Source organism: Lachnoclostridium phytofermentans ISDg (genome assembly GCF_000018685.1).
Classification (GTDB): domain Bacteria; phylum Bacillota; class Clostridia; order Lachnospirales; family Lachnospiraceae; genus Lachnoclostridium; species Lachnoclostridium phytofermentans.
This window is the reverse complement of sequence record NC_010001.1, coordinates 606,853-623,042: the sequence shown is the minus strand read 5'-3', so window position 1 is coordinate 623,042 and position 16,190 is coordinate 606,853. Positions and strand designations below refer to the sequence as shown.

Below are 16,190 nucleotides of genomic sequence, written 5' to 3'. Positions count from 1 at the left end.
CTAACCTCCGCTTTATAAAATACTTTTTATAAATGCTTTAATTTCGTCATCTTTGCAGTTGGCATAGAAAAACTCTCCAAATTTCTCGCCGGCAATCGCCCCTTTTAATAATTCCTGATCAATATTTTTAAGAATTGTAATCATATCTACATGAGTTACTTTCTTTACCTCATCTAAAATCTTTTTATTTCTTTGTTCCGGAATAACTCTATCTTTTGGATAGCCCTGTCCACTTTCTCCTTGGAACAACTTTTCAAAGATATAAGTTAAATTAAGTTCTGCACCCCATCCAAATCCTTTTGCAAAAGGAAGTGCAATGGCATTGCCATCATTGATTTGTGCAAACATATAAGCATCGGACGGATCAACAACATGTCCGCATAAAACTCCTGGGAAAGAGTTGCAAGCTAGCATAGCTCCCTCTCCGGTTCCACAGCCCGTAATTACATAATCTGCCGCACCAGAATTCAATAATATTGCGGCAAGGATACCGTTCTGTACATAAGTAAGCGGTGCCTTATCTTCGGCTCCATACATTCCATAATTAAATACCTCATGGCCCATTGGTGTCACCACATCGGTTAGTGCCTTTGCTATCATTTCATTCTTTGCTGCCTGACTATTTTCATTAATTAATGCTATCTTCATATTAAATACCATCCCTTTCCATTGTGCATGAAAAACTTTTTTTACACTAGCCACTATTCATTCTTAACTATTTTGACACCACTAATTTCCCTTTACTTTTTTGAATCTTATTGCAATTATTCTGGTTGCTTTCCAATATACGCTAAGATTCCGCCGTCCACATAAAGGATATGTCCATTGACAAAATTGGACGCTTCCGATGCCAGGAACACAGCTGGACCTACCAAATCTTCTGCCTCTCCCCAACGAGCAGCCGGTGTCTTTGCTAGAATAAACTGATCAAATGGATGTCTCTTTCCATCCGCACTAACTTCACGAAGTGGAGCTGTCTGTGGTGTTGCAATATATCCAGGTCCAAGACCGTTGCACTGAATGTTAAACTCACCGTACTCTGAAGCAATATTTTTAGTGAGCATCTTTAAACCACCCTTTGCTGCTGCATATGCAGATACAGTCTCTCGTCCCAATTCACTCATCATAGAACAAATGTTGATAATTTTACCATTCCCTTTTTTGATCATACCTGGAATTACTGCTTTTGCTACAATAAATGGTGCATTTAAATCCACATCTACTACCTGGCGGAACTCTTCTGCTGACATTTCGCACATTGGAATTCTTTTGATAATTCCAGCATTATTGACTAAGATATCAATTACTCCAACTTCTTTCTCAATCTTAGCAACCATTTCTGTTACCTGTTCTTCTTTGGTAACATCACATACATATCCATATGCCTTAATTCCTGCTTCCTGGTACGCCAAGAGGCCCTTATCCACTGATTCCTGCTTAATATCATTAAAAACAATGGTTGCCCCCGCCTTCGCAAATCCGGATGCAATTGCAAACCCAATACCATAACATGCACCGGTTACCAGTGCGATTTTACCTTCTAATGAAAATGATGTACTCATCTTTCTCCTCCTTCATATTAAAACTATTCCTACTGTGCGGTTAATTCAGCCCGTTCTTTAATTTTGTTATTACATTCTGAAATCTGGCTTCCTTACCTTCTTTTCTTAAAATAATTGTATCTCTCATGGTGTTGGCAGGATTATTGTAGGTTTTTGTGAAATATACCTTTACCCCTTCTTCCAAAATCAGCTGCATAGTTACCAAATCATTCTTTAAAATAAGAGTTTTCTCCTCTGTTTCTATCTCCGATACCTTAGTCACATAAGGATATTCCGTAAATAAATTAACCTCTTTTAATTTTAACTGCTCTGTCTCAATTGGTGTTTCAAAATGGAAAAACCAATCAATGACGCTAGATTTCTCACAACTCACTAAAAAAGAATCCAATAGTGTTTCATCTCTTAGCTCAAATTTTCTGGTGTACATAACGCCTTCATATGCCATTGCTTTAGCCTCAATAAGGTTGTCAGAAAATTGTGTCACCTCACCGCTTTTTGTAATATCCGTTGACATTCCATTGACAACACAGGTATTATGAGCTGCAATGGTTCTATGCCAGCCATTGCATAATTTTGAGGCATAGCCTGAATTTGATAAGTCCTTTGTTAAAACCTTACCTCCAACCATGATTTCAATATTCATCTTATCTGGATGCGCATGGCTTTTTGTTTGATGTCCGTATTTTAAAAATACATTAAACTCATTATTCCGCAGAATCGCACAGTTGGAGCCACTAAAATTCTTGGATCCCCTTGATTTAATTTCCTCTGCCTTAAGCTCCATAATATCCGGTCCAAAAAGTATACGTTCCAGAGATATCTTATTCTTATAATAGTAAGGCTCTGATAACGGAAGCTTTCCTCTCTCTCCCGGAGTATTTTCAATATGCTTTATAAAAGGAAGAACCTTTTCACCAAATACTTTATAACCCATGAAATAGATATAGGAATATGTTTTTAATGATATATTCGGCCATCCATCGCTAGGATTCGGAAAGAGGTCGTTATCAAAAGCATATTCATAAGCAGCTTCCAACATATGAAAGACTGTCTCATTAATATCAGCTGGGATTTCCAAATGATAAGCTTTTGCAAACACTAAAAAGCTCATCAAACCTTCCAAGGCGAAAAAATTGTAATGAATGGAGCCCTCATACCAGAAACCGCTGTCGGTAACCCCTTTTCTAATCTGCTCATAAACATGATATGGGTTCTTTGTTGCCTCCTTCACCCATTCCTCTTCTTGAAAGAATAACCCCATACTTCCGATTGCACTGTTGATCCATACCGGAATATTATGAATGTGCATCTTCTGAGGGAGCAGCAATTTAACCATGGGTGCAAATAGCTTTTCATTTACTTCTTGTATCCACGTAGTATCCAAAGAATCCTTTACTAATTCCAATGCAATGATAAACCGGATTGCTACGATTGCTTCATTAAGTCCTTGTGGCATGATTTTTCCAGCACCGCCGACATCCTCATTTAAATTACAGTTGATTTTCTCTTTCGCATGTACCGCAAAGTGTTCGTAGTTATCAGCGTAAAAACCAACAATCGTCTTGACAAACGTAAGGTATTTTTCTTCTGCATAGACAGCATATAACAGAGCAGCCTTCATTGCTGTTACTACCGCGTCGTTACGAAACATCGTAATGAAGTAAGAGTCGTAGATAAACTCACTGTATACCTTTCCACAGATAGAACATTTATGCTCATAGGGCTTATTGATATCATAAATCAATCTGCCTCCATCCTCGTTACAAAAGTACCCATGCCCCCAACCGCTTAAAAACCTAGGATCGTCCTTAAAACGTTCCATAAAATATTCGGTTTCCTGCTTCATTGCAGTTAGCATATCATGATAATTCTCATTATTTTTTAAATAGTTTTGATATTCGAAATACATACCCTACTCCTTCATGTTCTTACTCATTCCGCTTAGTGCCATCAATACATAGGGAAAATGTCTTACCTTCATAACTAAAATATAAATAAATATCCATTCCCTGATCATCTCTTACGCTATTTACTAATTTTTTCTGCTCCATCTTATATGGGACAATTACTGATACAATAATATGTTTCTTTGCTTTCCCTGTTTTCATAGTCAGATGCCATTGGTTGTCAAGCCCATCCGTTTCCTTTTCATCGACTTCGGTAAAAATATCGCTTTGAGTTATCGATTCAATATTGCTGGAACAATATACGATTTTTGCTGTCATTCCTGCCATCTTTCCATTTACTTCGATTGTTTCTTCCTCGATTTGAAATTTACTTAGGCTATGAAGCAGCCATTCTACATCCGATTTATCTTCTGACTCTACTGTGTCAACAAGAATAAAGTAAGAATCGTCCACAAAATAAATTTCTCTTGTGTATTTTGTTAGCTCAGGTGCTGTCAGCTGGTATGCCGCCGTTGCATCTTCTTTGATATAAACTAAGTTGTCACTTTCTTTGACTTCGCAAATATGCCCCTTTGCGCTAAGTTGTTTTGCCTTATCCATCCCGGCATACTGACCTTTGCCGTTAATGAGAATAGAGTTATGAGAAAGTGTCTGTCTTCGAAAATTTCGGTGCATCGTCGTATTAAAACCAATGTAGTATCCGCTTTTAATAATTAGCGGTTCTCCATAAGCGAATAGCACAAAGGAATTCTGATCTCCATGACTATGGCTGACAGAACCGTAAGGACTGCTCTTAGTTAATAAAAAGATATGTTCCTTTGGGTCTTTCATATCTTTATTGATTGCTACCCATCCGATATCTTTGAACCATTTTACTCGTTCCAGTTTTTCCTCTTTCAGTGTTGTGTCTTTGTAGTCATGGCGATATACCATATCATCAAAATAAAAATCCCACCATCCCTTATTAAAAAAGTCCTGATCTATTTCCTTTTCCCTCTCTAGTACCTGCTCATAATACCATTGGTAATTTTGATTCCCAGTCACCCCTGCAAATTGTCTGATATTATAGGCAGTCTTATGTCCGGGATATTTTCCCAGATTTGATTGATCACAAAAACTTGCACGATAAGTATCGACAGGCATACAATAAAGCGGAAAATCTCCAGTTTTTTGGAAAAACGGACGTTTATAGATATCAATGTTTAAAAAGCTCTTAATTGTATTTAGTGCTTCTGAAACAAACGCCATTCCGGTCGTCCAGTAAAGTCCGCCTTCTGCCCAACCGCCATCTTCGCCTCCCCATGGCGTATAAATGGTGTTAAAGTATTCAATGGTATAATCAAGCCATTCCTTAGCTTCTGCAGATTCTCCAAGCATTGCTATACAGCATGGAGTCAGTACAGAAGAAAGCGATCGAACCGCATGGCTGTCATAAAGGGAAAGATGAATTCTGGAATCTTTGATGATGTGAGTTGCCACTTGCCTGGTTCGTACACTCAAAGATTCAAGAATGATACTCCTTTCCTGTTTTGTTAAGAAGGAATACAGCCAGTCGTAACCAAAAGCTAAGGCATAGGCAACACGAAATGAACATTCATCATTATAATCTCTTGCTGTAGAACCATTGGTATCCCACGAGGCCAGTTTAAGCAAAGCAAGTTTTGCTTTCTCAATATATTCACTATTTTCAAGCAATACACCCGCAACACTTAAGGATCTTATGTACTCTAACCCTCTCTGGCATTCTTGATAATTCTTTCTCCATAACTCTACCACTCTAATATTTCCTGGATAAAAAGGAGGCTCTGCCACAAATTCTGAATTTACATGTATTAATACTGACCTTTCAAGAAAAATCTGGAATCCACAATAATTAGGATTTTTCTCTAATTCCTCGCGAAACATGTCTATTTTCTCTTTATTTAGCCAGATACGTGGGTGCGACATATCCACGTTATCATATCTTTTTTCTCTACTGACAAGTGGTGTAACTACTAAACCATCCGATATTGATAACTTACGGACCTTACTATAAGAACACTCCTCTTGATCTATGGTATATCTCCAGTAATAATCACCGGGTTCAAGCTCTTTGTCTAATGTATAAAAATTATATGGGATATGATGTATAGTCAATGTGGAATCCGGATCAAACGTATCATTTTTTGATACCTGGATTCGATATAAAATGTCCTTTTCACTCTCTGGCATCCACGTAAATCTAGGTGGATTTTCCAGAATTTTTTCATTCTCCGGATGATATCCTATTGTTAAGATTGAACTTTTGGGCTCGATTAATTTTGTCATACGTTACCTCATTTCTGCACTGTCATTAGGGATTTTCTTCCAGTTCATATTTCCCGGTATAGTATAAGATGCCGCAAAAATCTATTTGCATAGTAATTTTGCAGCATCTCCTTTCAAAATAGTTTTAAACTACCCGATATTAATTTTTTACTTCTCTACTCTACTATTTGATTGCTTTATATCTTGCATAAGCTGTTTCATATAGTTCTACTAAAGTATCTACTCCTAATTCCTTACATTTTGCTATATATGCATCCCAGTTAGATTCGATATCAGTCTTTCCAGTAATAAATGCAGTTACCATCTCATTTTGGTATTCATTTATAGCAGTAAGACATTGATCATACATTGCTGTTTCTTCTTCTGTAAAGCTTAGAACTGGAGTAGTTGGTACAGTATAAACACTTGCTTTATTGGCAGAATAAAGCTCATTAGCATCTCTACCCTCTTTGGTTACCCATTGATCTTCATAATCATAATTTTGCTTATAACCAATTGGAAGCTGAGCACCATAAGCACTTTGTAAGTAAGTATTTACGTTACCTTGCTTTAAAACATCTTCTGTAAATGTAGGAACACCGTTTACCATCGTATAAGATTCACCTTCAATACCGAAGTTAATCGCTCTTCTACCTTCTTCTGAGTAGAACCAATCCATATAACGAATTGCTGCTTCTGCATTCTTTGTACTTGCAGAAATTGCCCATCCATCTTGTTTTGCTATCGCTCTTTGATGCTCTTCAAATCCTGCACCATTCTTATTGACAGGAAGGAAAGCTTCCAGTTTAAAATCAGGTACTGCTGCCAATACTTCTGTATTATAGTTAAATGCTGATGTTGATGCAAAGAATTCATGTGTCATACCGCCAGTATTTTCTTTTGCCCAAAGTGTCTGACGTGCGGTATTCTGTTTTCTTGTAAATGCTTCCTGATCAATAATTCCATCTTTGTACCACTTATTTAATCCAATTAATGCCTCTTTAAACTCAGGTGCTGTCCATGCTTGATAGAATTTATCATTAGAATCTAATACAACACGCTCTGTAAAAGTATCAAAGCCATATACTCTTGCACCCCAAAGATTAGCTAATCGTATTAATTCTTCCCATTTATCATTAAATACCGGAACTTCATCTTTCAAACCATTTCCGTTAGGATCGTTGTTTTTAAATGCATATAATACATTTTCCAACTCTTCGAATGTTGTTGGCATACTAAGGCCTAATTTGTCTAACCAATCAGTACGAATAAAATAAACTCTTGCAACATCACCATCCGGACAATAATTTAACATATAGATATTGCCGTCTGCAGCAGTATGAGCAGCTTTTACATCTGGATTCTCATCAAGGAACTTCTTGAGGTTTGGTGCATACTGATCAATTAAGTCATTTAAAGGTAGAAAAGCTCCCTGGTATGCATAAGAAGTAATAGAAGATCGTAAGGAGGTTCCACCGTAGATATCTGCTGGAAATTTCTCAGCTGCCTGTAACTGAAATTCTTCGATTGAATTCTGTGCTACAGGATTTGCAGTACTTTCCACGATAGAATTAGTCTTCTCCCCAGCCAAAGCAAATACTGGTAATAACTTTCCGTTCTCATCTAATAAGGTATATTTATTATTGGAGTGAAAGTGAATCTTTAATTCTACTGGCTCTGCATTAGCCACTGGAGCATCAGTATTTTCTTTGTTATCATCACTGCCTTTATTATTCTCATCTGTTGCAGGCTGTGTTACGGATGGATTGTCCACTTTATTATCCTTTTTTGCACAGCCGGCAAGACTACCCATTAACATTGCCGCTGCTAATGTTACACACATTACTTTTTTTAATCTCATAATTCCCTCTCCTTTTATAATATATTAATATCACTTCTCATTCAAAGCAGTATCAAACAGATACTCACTGCCATTAACCCTTTACACCTCCTACCATGACACCTTTTACGAAATATCTTTGAATGAATGGATATATAATCAATACTGGTACAATGGAACATGCCACTAGGGCGTATATAATCGTATTATAAGAATACTTCTGCCCAGCAATTGTATTAGCAAACTCAGATACTAAAGATTGATCGATAATCTTTTGTTTTAGATAAACCTGTAATGGAATTTTTTTCATATCCTTTATTAAGATAGTAGACCAGAAATACCCATTCCATCTTGACATTGCATAATACATCCAAACCGTCGCCATGGAAGCTTTGGATAACGGTAGATATATCTTTACAAAGGTTATAAAATCATTTGAGCCATCCACATTAGCAGACTCTTCCATCTCCTCCGGTATGCTCTCAAAATAATTTCTTAAAAGTATAATATTAAATGCTTGAATACCAAAAGAAATTAATATCATAAATCGATTGTTGGTAACACCAAGTTCGGAATAATTTAAATATAATGGAATAAATCCAGGTGAAAACCACATTGTAAAAGATAGTAATATATTAATCACTTTTCTTGCTCGAAATCTCTTCTTTGACAAGACATATGCCGCTGGCGCACTCACAAGCATGCTAAACAGGGAGCCAAAGATGGTATAGTAAAACGTATTTCCATAAGAGACCCAGAATTGTTTGTCTGTCAGCACCTGTTTATATGATTCAAAGTTAATATCCTTTGGGAATAGTAAGACCTTTCCTGAGTCTACTGCGGAACCTGAACTAATCGAGCATGAAAATACATAGATCAGCGGATACAAACAGGCAATTGTCAGTACTATAAGGATGAAATTTTTAACAAAATCAAATGTTTTATCCCCTAGTGATTGTTTCATTTTCTTTTTTCTAACTCGCTCCATTTGATTACCTCCTACCATAATGATGTTTGAGAGAATTTCTTTGCTATCCTATTCGCCATGATTACCATCGCAAAACCGATTAAAGAATTAATCAAGCTGGCAGCAGTAGAAACACCATAGTTCGGATTATTTTGCACACCAAGTCTATAAATGTAGGTACTTAAGATATCTGCTCGGTCATAAATACCTGGATTATATAAGAGTAATACTTTTTCATAGCCAACATTTAAGATATTGCCGACACGGATAATTAACATAATAACAATCGTCGGTAAGATACCGGGAATACTAATACTCCATATCTGGCGTAATCTGGTAGCACCATCTACTTTGGCTGCTTCATACAGCTCATTTGGAATTCCACATAAGGCAGCGAAAAATACAATTGAGCTAAAACCAACTTCCTTCCAAATTCCAGAAATAGTATAAATACTACGGAAATACTCCGATTTAGCCATAAAATGAATCGGGGTAAACTCCTGTCCAAACAGCGCAAAGAGTTTCTCAAGTAATACGTTAAAAAGTCCTGTATTTAAGGATAACATTGTGAGAACTAAACTACAGACAATAACTTCTGATATAAAATGCGGTGCATAGGTTATTGTTTGCACTAACTTACGACTTTTATTGCTTTTAACTTCATGTAATAAAAGCGCGAAAATAATCGGCATAGGAAATGAGAACGCCAATCCATAGGTACTAATCAGGATTGTATTTTTAAAAGCTCTCCAGAAGTATTCACTGGATGGTCCAAACATTAGATTTCTAAAGTTCTCAAGACCGATAAATGCGCTACCTTCTATTCCTTTAAACGGACTATACTTTAGAAATGCAATATAAATTCCATACATTGGCCGATATGCAAAGAAATATAGCCATAGTAGCAATGGAATAATTAATAACCATAGTCTCCAATCTTTCTTAATACTTCTTATATAACCTTTTGCAAACGGTGTTTTCCTTGTCGCAATTTTTTTCCTCTTATCTTTCATTTGTTCTCCTTTCTATACCGATCCCCGAATTACCAATTTGGAGCGCAAATTGATTTCTTTTGGTGTGTAATCCCCATTTTGATTGATACGTTTCACCAATTGTTTAACACAAGCATAACCAATATCATATGTTGGCTGATTTATCGTAGTAATTCCACTGTGAATGAGTGCTGCTGCTTCAAAATCATCATAACCACAGATACCGATATCATTTGGTACATTTATCTTTAAGGCATCTACCCCAGTGATGACATGCAACAATGTCTTTCCATTCGCACATATAATAACAGCCTTTTTCCCTTTGGTTTGTTCTCTGAACTCGATCAGGTTGCTAATCATCGTCATTTCATCGTATAAATTTACATTATAGATGAAAGATGCATCATAAAGATTATGCTCCTTTATAAAGTCCATATAGGATTGGTAACGAATCACTCTTGACATGCCTTCTACTAATTCTTCAACGAAAAAACCAAAAGCTTCATAACCAAGACTAATTAAGTATTTCATCATGTCCATGGTAGACTCGTAATTATTTGAAGAAACTCCGTCAAACATTCCTTCTTTCATTCGGCGATCTAAGAGCACTACAGGAACTTTATCCTTTAATTGCATAATCTGCTGATCATTCCTACCGACTGTAGCAATAATAATTCCGTCAGTACATTCTGAAAACTTATCAAGATAGGTATTTTCTACACCGACGTTATTATCACTGTTTGCAAACAAAACCATATAATCATGATTCAGTGCACCATCCGCTATTGCCTTACTACAAAGGGAGTAAAATGGATCCGTGATATCAGGTAGTATCAGACCTATAATTCCCCTTTCTCTTTTCTTAAAGTTCCGATACTGCTCCTTGGGTTCATAACCAAGACTTTGAATTGTTTCTTCAATTCGTTTTCTTGTTGCTTCCGACATGTTGTCAAATCGTCCGTTTAAGTAACTAGACACCAATGATTTCGATACCCCAGCAAATTCTGCTACATTTGTAATCGTTATTTTTGTTTGATCCACTCGATAACCTCTTTCCTAAGACATCTCTTATGCTGGTTATTCCTGTATAAAATCTTTGCGTATCGGAGTGAAAACATCTAATAACCTTCCTGTTTCCGTTATTACTGCACAATGATGTTCTATGTTTGAAGGGAAATAAATTGTATCACCCGCACTGATTCTTTCCACCTTATCACCTATGTAAAACTCAAATGTTCCTTCCAAACAATAGGTCATTTGTTCATGTTCATGTGTGTGTTTTTCTGAAATATAGTGGTTCTCAAAATAAACTTCAACCATCATTAATGAGCCATCATAGCCTTTTATCCTTCTACCGGATTTACCTTCTACCAATACTTCATATTTGCTGTCTAGTTCTTTATATACTGCCATCTTCATTTCTCCTTATGTTTACTAAACCGTTTTTCTTATATTCGTATCTTATCACAGTATTTTAGATAGCATAATTCACAATCTGATTACTTCTTGTTCAATATCTGACTATTTTCACTCTGATCGGTTTACTAAACCCAGTTATCTGTTAATAATTACACTGTTTTATATTGATTTTTTGGATGGTTTACTAAACATAATAAAAATATAATCAAAGGATTTTTCAGAACTAATCAAAAAAAACGCCAAGAGGAAGGTAATTAATATGCTCCACCTTGTGATAAACAGTTTTATTATTTTAGCTGTCTACCACAAGGGAACATATAAATTATTACTTTCCTCTTGGTATTTTTTAGTCTATTCTTTCTTATTTCCATCCCTGATTTATCAAGATTCTAAGGATCCGATTTTTTTAGATTTCAACATTTCCTACGTCACCTTATAATGGATATTTTATAAGACATTAATACTGTGTAATATTCCCGCTATACATATTCCCCGCTGGAATACGTGTATTGTTTGATGCTTTTGCAGTGGTATTTCCGGTAATTTTTAAAACATAACCAGACGACTGATCCAAATTCACCGTATTACTGTAAAAGTCATTATTTTTGCCCCAACCAGATAATTGTTCACTGCCTTGAAAAGCATCAACAATATTAGAATTATTATTGCGATTACAGGTATTGTTACGAATAATAGCATTATTCCCTTTGACATCAATGAAGCTATCTGCATAGTTTGCACCACTATAACCAGTGTTAACCTTTCCTGTATCGGTTATGGTACACATATCAACAATATTACTGGAGCTATTATCTCTTAGATGAATCCCTTCCATTCCGACATCATATACTTCACAATTATAGATATGACAGTGGTTTGCATTATCTAATATAATTCTTCCTTTGATTTGTCGAATGATAGTCTGCATGCCTATTCCTTTTCCTTTCAGATTCATTAATATTTATCCATATGCCTAATTGATTTCCTCCTTTCTTGTACACATGGAGTTAGAAACATCTTTCATAATTTGTTGAGTGTAGCTATATATTGCATAAAACACGCACGAGTTTTCAATAAAAACTACTTTTTCAATCTTATAATTTAAATTCATATTTTTTACTATAATTTATATATTATTTTATATTAGAGTGTTCGTAAATTCACTACATGATGATACAATGTTTAAAAACTGACTTTTTTTATATATATGCTGAAAACATAGTGTTCCACAATTGAATCTCTCACTACACAGATACGCCGTATTTACATGATAACTAACTTGCATTTGCCTGTGAATCTTTAGCAGAGATTTTTTTATTGATATGTAATTCAAGAAATTTCTTTGTTAATAAAAACATCCTTCGAGAAGTAACTCATTTCACAAAGGATGTTTTATTATTGATTTATCATTCTTATTCTTTCTTATTCTTTCATCTTAGGATTAAAAATTAACGAAGCAATATATCCAAAAATAAGTGCTGATGAAATTCCAACAGCGGAAGAAGTAAAGCCTCCTTTGAATAATCCGATAAATCCTTCTTTATCAACGCCTTCTTTAATACCTTTAAATAAAACGCTACCAAATCCGAGTAAAGGTACGGAGGCTCCTGCCTTCGCCCATTCTGCAAAAGGTTGATAAACTCCAATTGCTCCTAAGAGCGCACCCAAACACACAAGTATAACCATAATACGTCCAGGCATTAATTTGGTATTGTCCATCACAACTTGTACGATTGCACAGATTGCACCACCGACTAAAAATGAAATTAAATAATCCATGTATACTCCTTCCTAGCAAGATTCCAACATCACTGCATGTGCGATTCCAGGAACACTCTGTCCCTCGTTATAGCTTACCGTAGAAAGAAGTGCACCAGTTGGTACAAATAAGACCCTATTCCAATCCCGTTTTCTTAACTTCTGCAAAATATATCCTGTCAAAGTAATTGCACTACAACCACAACCACTACCACCGGCATGAGTATCCTGAGCCTCAGAATCAAAGATTTCAATACCACAATCCATATGATTGCTACTTATGTCATATCCCTTTTCCTTTAGTAAATCGATTAGAATATCCTTACCAATCATACCTAGATCACCGGTTATAATACGATCATAGTAGTCTGGCTGAATACTAAAATCCTTTAAATTTTGCGCAATCGTTTCACATGCTGCTGGTGCCATGCAAGCACCCATATTTAAAGAGTCTTTTATTCCATAATCAACAATTTTACCAATTGTAATACCCTTCACTTTTATCATTACCGGAGAAAATTGTTTTGCAAATTCACTATCTTTTTCCGGTTCATGACCTAATATAACAGCACCGCTTCCTGTTACTGTCCAAGATGCTGCCTTAGGCCTTTGATTACCATAGGCGAGAGGAAATCGGAATTGTTTTTCAGCCCCAGCAAAATGGCTTGATGTGATTGCTAGAGTTCTGTCAGCAAATCCACCATCAATAATCATTGAGGCAACCACAATTGATTCTCCCATAGTGGAACATGCACCATAAACACCTATAAGTGGTATTTCAAAGTTCTCAATACCAAAGCTGGTAGCAATTAACTGTCCCAACAAGTCTCCACCAACTAAGTAACGTATGTCTGATTTTTTTAGTCCTGCATTGTGAATTGCAACATCTACTGCCATTCCAAGCATCTTACTCTCCGCTTCTTCCCACGTTTTTTGCCCAAACATAGGATCTTCTTCTATTACATCAAAAAATGCACCCAATGGCCCCTCGCCCTCTTTTTGTCCAGCAACGGAGGCACATCCAATAATAGCGGGTGGATTTGAAAATTGTACGCTTTGTTTCCCTACCATCTTTGATTGTTTGGCTGTCGTTTGAGTCATAGTCTGTCCTTTCTTTCTATACATTTTTATAGTGGGCGTAGTCCAGCACTATAAAATTGTATAACATTTTATTTCTGAAACATTGTAAAGATATAGTATACTAACCCTAATAGCCAGGAAGAGAATATACCATAAAGAATCACAGGACCTGCTATTGTAAATATCTTACATCCTATACCAAACACCTGTCCCTCTTTCTTAAATTCGATGGCTGGGGCAGCTACTGAATTTGCAAATCCAGTAATCGGTACTAAAATACCTGCACCAGCAAATTTAGCGATCTTTTGGTACCAGTTAAACCCTGTAAAAATGATGGATAACAAGACCAATGACATCGTTGTATAAGCACCTGCTAATTCCTTTTCAGCTCCATAAGAAGAATAAAAATTAATAAACCCCTGACCAATCGCACAGATAATACCGCCAGATACAAATGCTTTGCACATATTAGTAAACCAACTATGCTTTGGAGTCACCTGTTTCACATACTGATTATAAAGTTTGTCACGTTCTTGCTGATCTTTTTCATTCGCAACCTGGGATGCTGAAACCTTATTCTTATCGTTTGCCATAAAGACCTCCAATCAATTTGTCTATGCAGATAAATGTCCCTTCAAATACCTGCTTTGTATTCTTGGTATAATAGCATACACACCCAACAACGATTACTACCGCAAGTACGATTAGTGACATAACACATATTTTTTTCGCTTTCATTGCTATTCCTCCTAACCAGATGTCTAAGCGAATTTTTACATTGTTCAAGAAAATAGGCTGTTGCAAACCGCTCTAAAAGGTATCACAACAGAACAAATTTTAAGTTCTATTGTATTCCAATCACGATTTGCAACAGCCTCCTTTTTCCAAGTGAACTGTTACTATTATTTCATTTTCTATTAATAATATGCTGGTAAATAGTTACTTCTGAAAGCTTTTAAAAAGTATCTAGCGAACACTTCTTAAAATTGATTTAAAACTGAAAAAATATGTCTTTCAATCACTTAACTATATTTTGTTTTTAAATATAGTTTCTTTAAATATCACAAAGATATACCAAACACAGATAGTAAGCAAACTTTTCCACCTATCCTAGCATACGTTCTCTCATTGTTCTTAATATTTTTCTCTCCAACCTAGATACCTGTACTTGAGAAATTCCTAACTGTTTTGCAATTTCGGTTTGAGTCTTGTCTTTAAAATAACGTAAGCGAATGATATCCTTTTCTTTTTCATCAAGAGAATCCATCACTTCTCTTAATGCCATATGATCAATCATTTCATCGCTTGCATCATCGGTTTGTTCTATTTTATCAATTAAGAAAATTGCATTGCCATCTCCTTGATAAATTGTCTTATAGAGTGACTCTACCTCAGCACCTGATTCAAGAGCCATAACTACTTCTTCCTTTGCTAGCTCTAAGGCCTCTCCGATTTCCTCAATGGTTGGTTCCCTACCATTCTTTGACTCCAAGGTTTCCCTCATTAGTCGTATCTTCCCGGCAGTTTCTTTTAGAGATCTGCTTACTTTTATCATACCGTCATCTCGAAGAAATCTCTTTATCTCTCCTGTTATCATAGGAACCGCATAGGTTGAAAATTTTACATCATAACTTAAATCAAATTTATCAATTGCCTTCATAAGCCCAATGCTTCCAATTTGAAATAAATCTTCCGCTTCATGACCTCGTCCCATAAACCTACGGACGATGCTCCAAACCAATCCAACATTTTCAGTTACTACACGGTCTCTCGCTACTTTATCTCCCTGTTTAGACAAACGTATTAAATCCAGTGTGTCCACAAATGACCTCCCTTCTACCATAACGGCAAAAGATTTTATGTAGTACTGATTCTTTTTTTCATACGGACTGTTGTCCCAATTGAAACCGTAGAATTCACAGTTAGCTCGTCCATAAAGGCATCCATAAAGGAAAATCCCATGCCGGAGCGTTCTAATTCTGGACGAGAAGTAAACATAGGCTCCATGGCAAGGGGTATATTTTCTATACCAACGCCATAATCTGAAACTTCTATCACTAATTCAATGCCCGTTATCGCACAGTAAAGTTTAATCTTTCCTTTTTTGTTATCATAACCATGGATAATACAATTAGTAACTGCCTCAGACACCGCAGTTTTAATATCTGCAAGCTCTTCTATTGTCGGGTTTAACTGAGCTGCAAAAGCTGCAACAACAGTACGAGCGAAGCTTTCATTTTTTGAAAGAGCATCAAATTCTAACACCATCTCATTGTCACATTCCATCTCTATGATATCCCTCATTTCCTTATTCTGTAAGTTTTGTTCCATTTATTTACACCTCCATAAGTATTATCACAATGCTTGCGACATCGGAAA

Annotated in this window: 16 protein-coding genes; all 16 read right to left on the bottom strand. The window is 36.0% G+C overall.

The genetic code is table 11. The features are described 5' to 3' along the window. Positions 1-12 precede the first annotated feature (12 nt). Positions 13-648, bottom strand: coding sequence for an RpiB/LacA/LacB family sugar-phosphate isomerase (locus CPHY_RS02695; protein WP_012198522.1), 636 nt, complete (start codon positions 646-648; stop codon positions 13-15). 116 nt (positions 649-764) lie between these two features. Next, positions 765-1,562 (bottom strand): gluconate 5-dehydrogenase, encoded by a 798-nt coding sequence (locus CPHY_RS02690; protein ID WP_012198521.1) that lies wholly within the window; start codon positions 1,560-1,562, stop codon positions 765-767. A gap of 40 nt (positions 1,563-1,602) precedes the next feature. Continuing rightward, on the bottom strand, positions 1,603-3,471 hold the full coding sequence (locus CPHY_RS02685) for a heparinase II/III domain-containing protein (protein WP_012198520.1): 1,869 nt from the start codon (positions 3,469-3,471) through the stop codon (positions 1,603-1,605). Positions 3,472-3,490: 19 nt separating this feature from the next. After that, positions 3,491-5,776, bottom strand: a complete 2,286-nt coding sequence (locus CPHY_RS02680; protein WP_012198519.1) for a heparinase II/III domain-containing protein — start codon at positions 5,774-5,776, stop codon at positions 3,491-3,493. Positions 5,777-5,939: 163 nt separating this feature from the next. Continuing rightward, positions 5,940-7,616, bottom strand: a complete 1,677-nt coding sequence (locus CPHY_RS02675) for an extracellular solute-binding protein (RefSeq protein ID WP_012198518.1) — start codon at positions 7,614-7,616, stop codon at positions 5,940-5,942. A 73-nt stretch (positions 7,617-7,689) separates the two neighbouring features. Then, entirely contained in the window at positions 7,690-8,583 is an 894-nt protein-coding gene (locus CPHY_RS02670; protein ID WP_012198517.1) for a carbohydrate ABC transporter permease, read from the bottom strand. Positions 8,584-8,594: 11 nt separating this feature from the next. Then, entirely contained in the window at positions 8,595-9,575 is a 981-nt protein-coding gene (locus tag CPHY_RS02665) for an ABC transporter permease (RefSeq protein ID WP_012198516.1), read from the bottom strand. Between the two features lie 12 nt (positions 9,576-9,587). Next, positions 9,588-10,595: a LacI family DNA-binding transcriptional regulator gene (locus CPHY_RS02660; RefSeq protein WP_012198515.1), complete on the bottom strand. Its 1,008-nt coding sequence runs from the start codon at positions 10,593-10,595 to the stop codon at positions 9,588-9,590. Positions 10,596-10,631: 36 nt separating this feature from the next. After that, positions 10,632-10,967, bottom strand: a complete 336-nt coding sequence (locus CPHY_RS02655; protein WP_012198514.1) for a cupin domain-containing protein — start codon at positions 10,965-10,967, stop codon at positions 10,632-10,634. A gap of 463 nt (positions 10,968-11,430) precedes the next feature. Then, entirely contained in the window at positions 11,431-11,928 is a 498-nt protein-coding gene (locus CPHY_RS02650) for a hypothetical protein (RefSeq protein ID WP_049762281.1), read from the bottom strand. Between the two features lie 467 nt (positions 11,929-12,395). Then, on the bottom strand, positions 12,396-12,752 hold the full coding sequence (spoVAE, locus tag CPHY_RS02645; protein WP_012198512.1) for a stage V sporulation protein AE: 357 nt from the start codon (positions 12,750-12,752) through the stop codon (positions 12,396-12,398). A 12-nt stretch (positions 12,753-12,764) separates the two neighbouring features. Further along, positions 12,765-13,832, bottom strand: coding sequence for a stage V sporulation protein AD (spoVAD, locus tag CPHY_RS02640; protein WP_012198511.1), 1,068 nt, complete (start codon positions 13,830-13,832; stop codon positions 12,765-12,767). A gap of 68 nt (positions 13,833-13,900) precedes the next feature. Next, complete coding sequence (gene spoVAC / locus CPHY_RS02635) at positions 13,901-14,404, bottom strand: stage V sporulation protein AC (RefSeq protein ID WP_012198510.1); 504 nt, start codon at positions 14,402-14,404, stop codon at positions 13,901-13,903. Next, the gene (locus CPHY_RS21575; protein WP_157668644.1) at positions 14,391-14,549 is read right to left on the bottom strand and encodes a hypothetical protein; all 159 of its coding nucleotides are present in this window, start codon (positions 14,547-14,549) and stop codon (positions 14,391-14,393) included. Before CPHY_RS21575 ends, spoVAC begins: the two co-directional genes overlap by 14 nt. A 367-nt stretch (positions 14,550-14,916) precedes the next feature. Beyond that, on the bottom strand, positions 14,917-15,654 hold the full coding sequence (gene sigF / locus CPHY_RS02630) for an RNA polymerase sporulation sigma factor SigF (protein WP_041703118.1): 738 nt from the start codon (positions 15,652-15,654) through the stop codon (positions 14,917-14,919). 14 nt (positions 15,655-15,668) lie between these two features. Then, positions 15,669-16,097, bottom strand: coding sequence for an anti-sigma F factor (gene spoIIAB, locus CPHY_RS02625; RefSeq protein ID WP_041703863.1), 429 nt, complete (start codon positions 16,095-16,097; stop codon positions 15,669-15,671). Between the last annotated feature and the right edge of the window lie 93 nt (positions 16,098-16,190).

Excerpts from the sequence above, each read along its gene's own strand:
- spoVAE (WP_012198512.1), bottom strand. The coding sequence starts at position 12,752 with ATGGATTATTTAATTTCATTTTTAGTCGGTGGTGCAATCTGTGCAATC.
- CPHY_RS02675 (WP_012198518.1), bottom strand. The coding sequence starts at position 7,616 with ATGAGATTAAAAAAAGTAATGTGTGTAACATTAGCAGCGGCAATGTTA.
- CPHY_RS02665 (WP_012198516.1), bottom strand. The coding sequence starts at position 9,575 with ATGAAAGATAAGAGGAAAAAAATTGCGACAAGGAAAACACCGTTTGCA.
- CPHY_RS02670 (WP_012198517.1), bottom strand. The coding sequence starts at position 8,583 with ATGGAGCGAGTTAGAAAAAAGAAAATGAAACAATCACTAGGGGATAAA.
- spoVAD (WP_012198511.1), bottom strand. The coding sequence starts at position 13,832 with ATGACTCAAACGACAGCCAAACAATCAAAGATGGTAGGGAAACAAAGC.
- sigF (WP_041703118.1), bottom strand. The coding sequence starts at position 15,654 with ATGGTAGAAGGGAGGTCATTTGTGGACACACTGGATTTAATACGTTTG.
- CPHY_RS02655 (WP_012198514.1), bottom strand. The coding sequence starts at position 10,967 with ATGGCAGTATATAAAGAACTAGACAGCAAATATGAAGTATTGGTAGAA.
- CPHY_RS02695 (WP_012198522.1), bottom strand. The coding sequence starts at position 648 with ATGAAGATAGCATTAATTAATGAAAATAGTCAGGCAGCAAAGAATGAA.
- CPHY_RS21575 (WP_157668644.1), bottom strand. The coding sequence starts at position 14,549 with ATGAAAGCGAAAAAAATATGTGTTATGTCACTAATCGTACTTGCGGTA.
- spoVAC (WP_012198510.1), bottom strand. The coding sequence starts at position 14,404 with ATGGCAAACGATAAGAATAAGGTTTCAGCATCCCAGGTTGCGAATGAA.
- spoIIAB (WP_041703863.1), bottom strand. The coding sequence starts at position 16,097 with ATGGAATGTGACAATGAGATGGTGTTAGAATTTGATGCTCTTTCAAAA.
- CPHY_RS02690 (WP_012198521.1), bottom strand. The coding sequence starts at position 1,562 with ATGAGTACATCATTTTCATTAGAAGGTAAAATCGCACTGGTAACCGGT.
- CPHY_RS02650 (WP_049762281.1), bottom strand. The coding sequence starts at position 11,928 with ATGAATCTGAAAGGAAAAGGAATAGGCATGCAGACTATCATTCGACAA.
- CPHY_RS02685 (WP_012198520.1), bottom strand. The coding sequence starts at position 3,471 with ATGTATTTCGAATATCAAAACTATTTAAAAAATAATGAGAATTATCAT.
- CPHY_RS02680 (WP_012198519.1), bottom strand. The coding sequence starts at position 5,776 with ATGACAAAATTAATCGAGCCCAAAAGTTCAATCTTAACAATAGGATAT.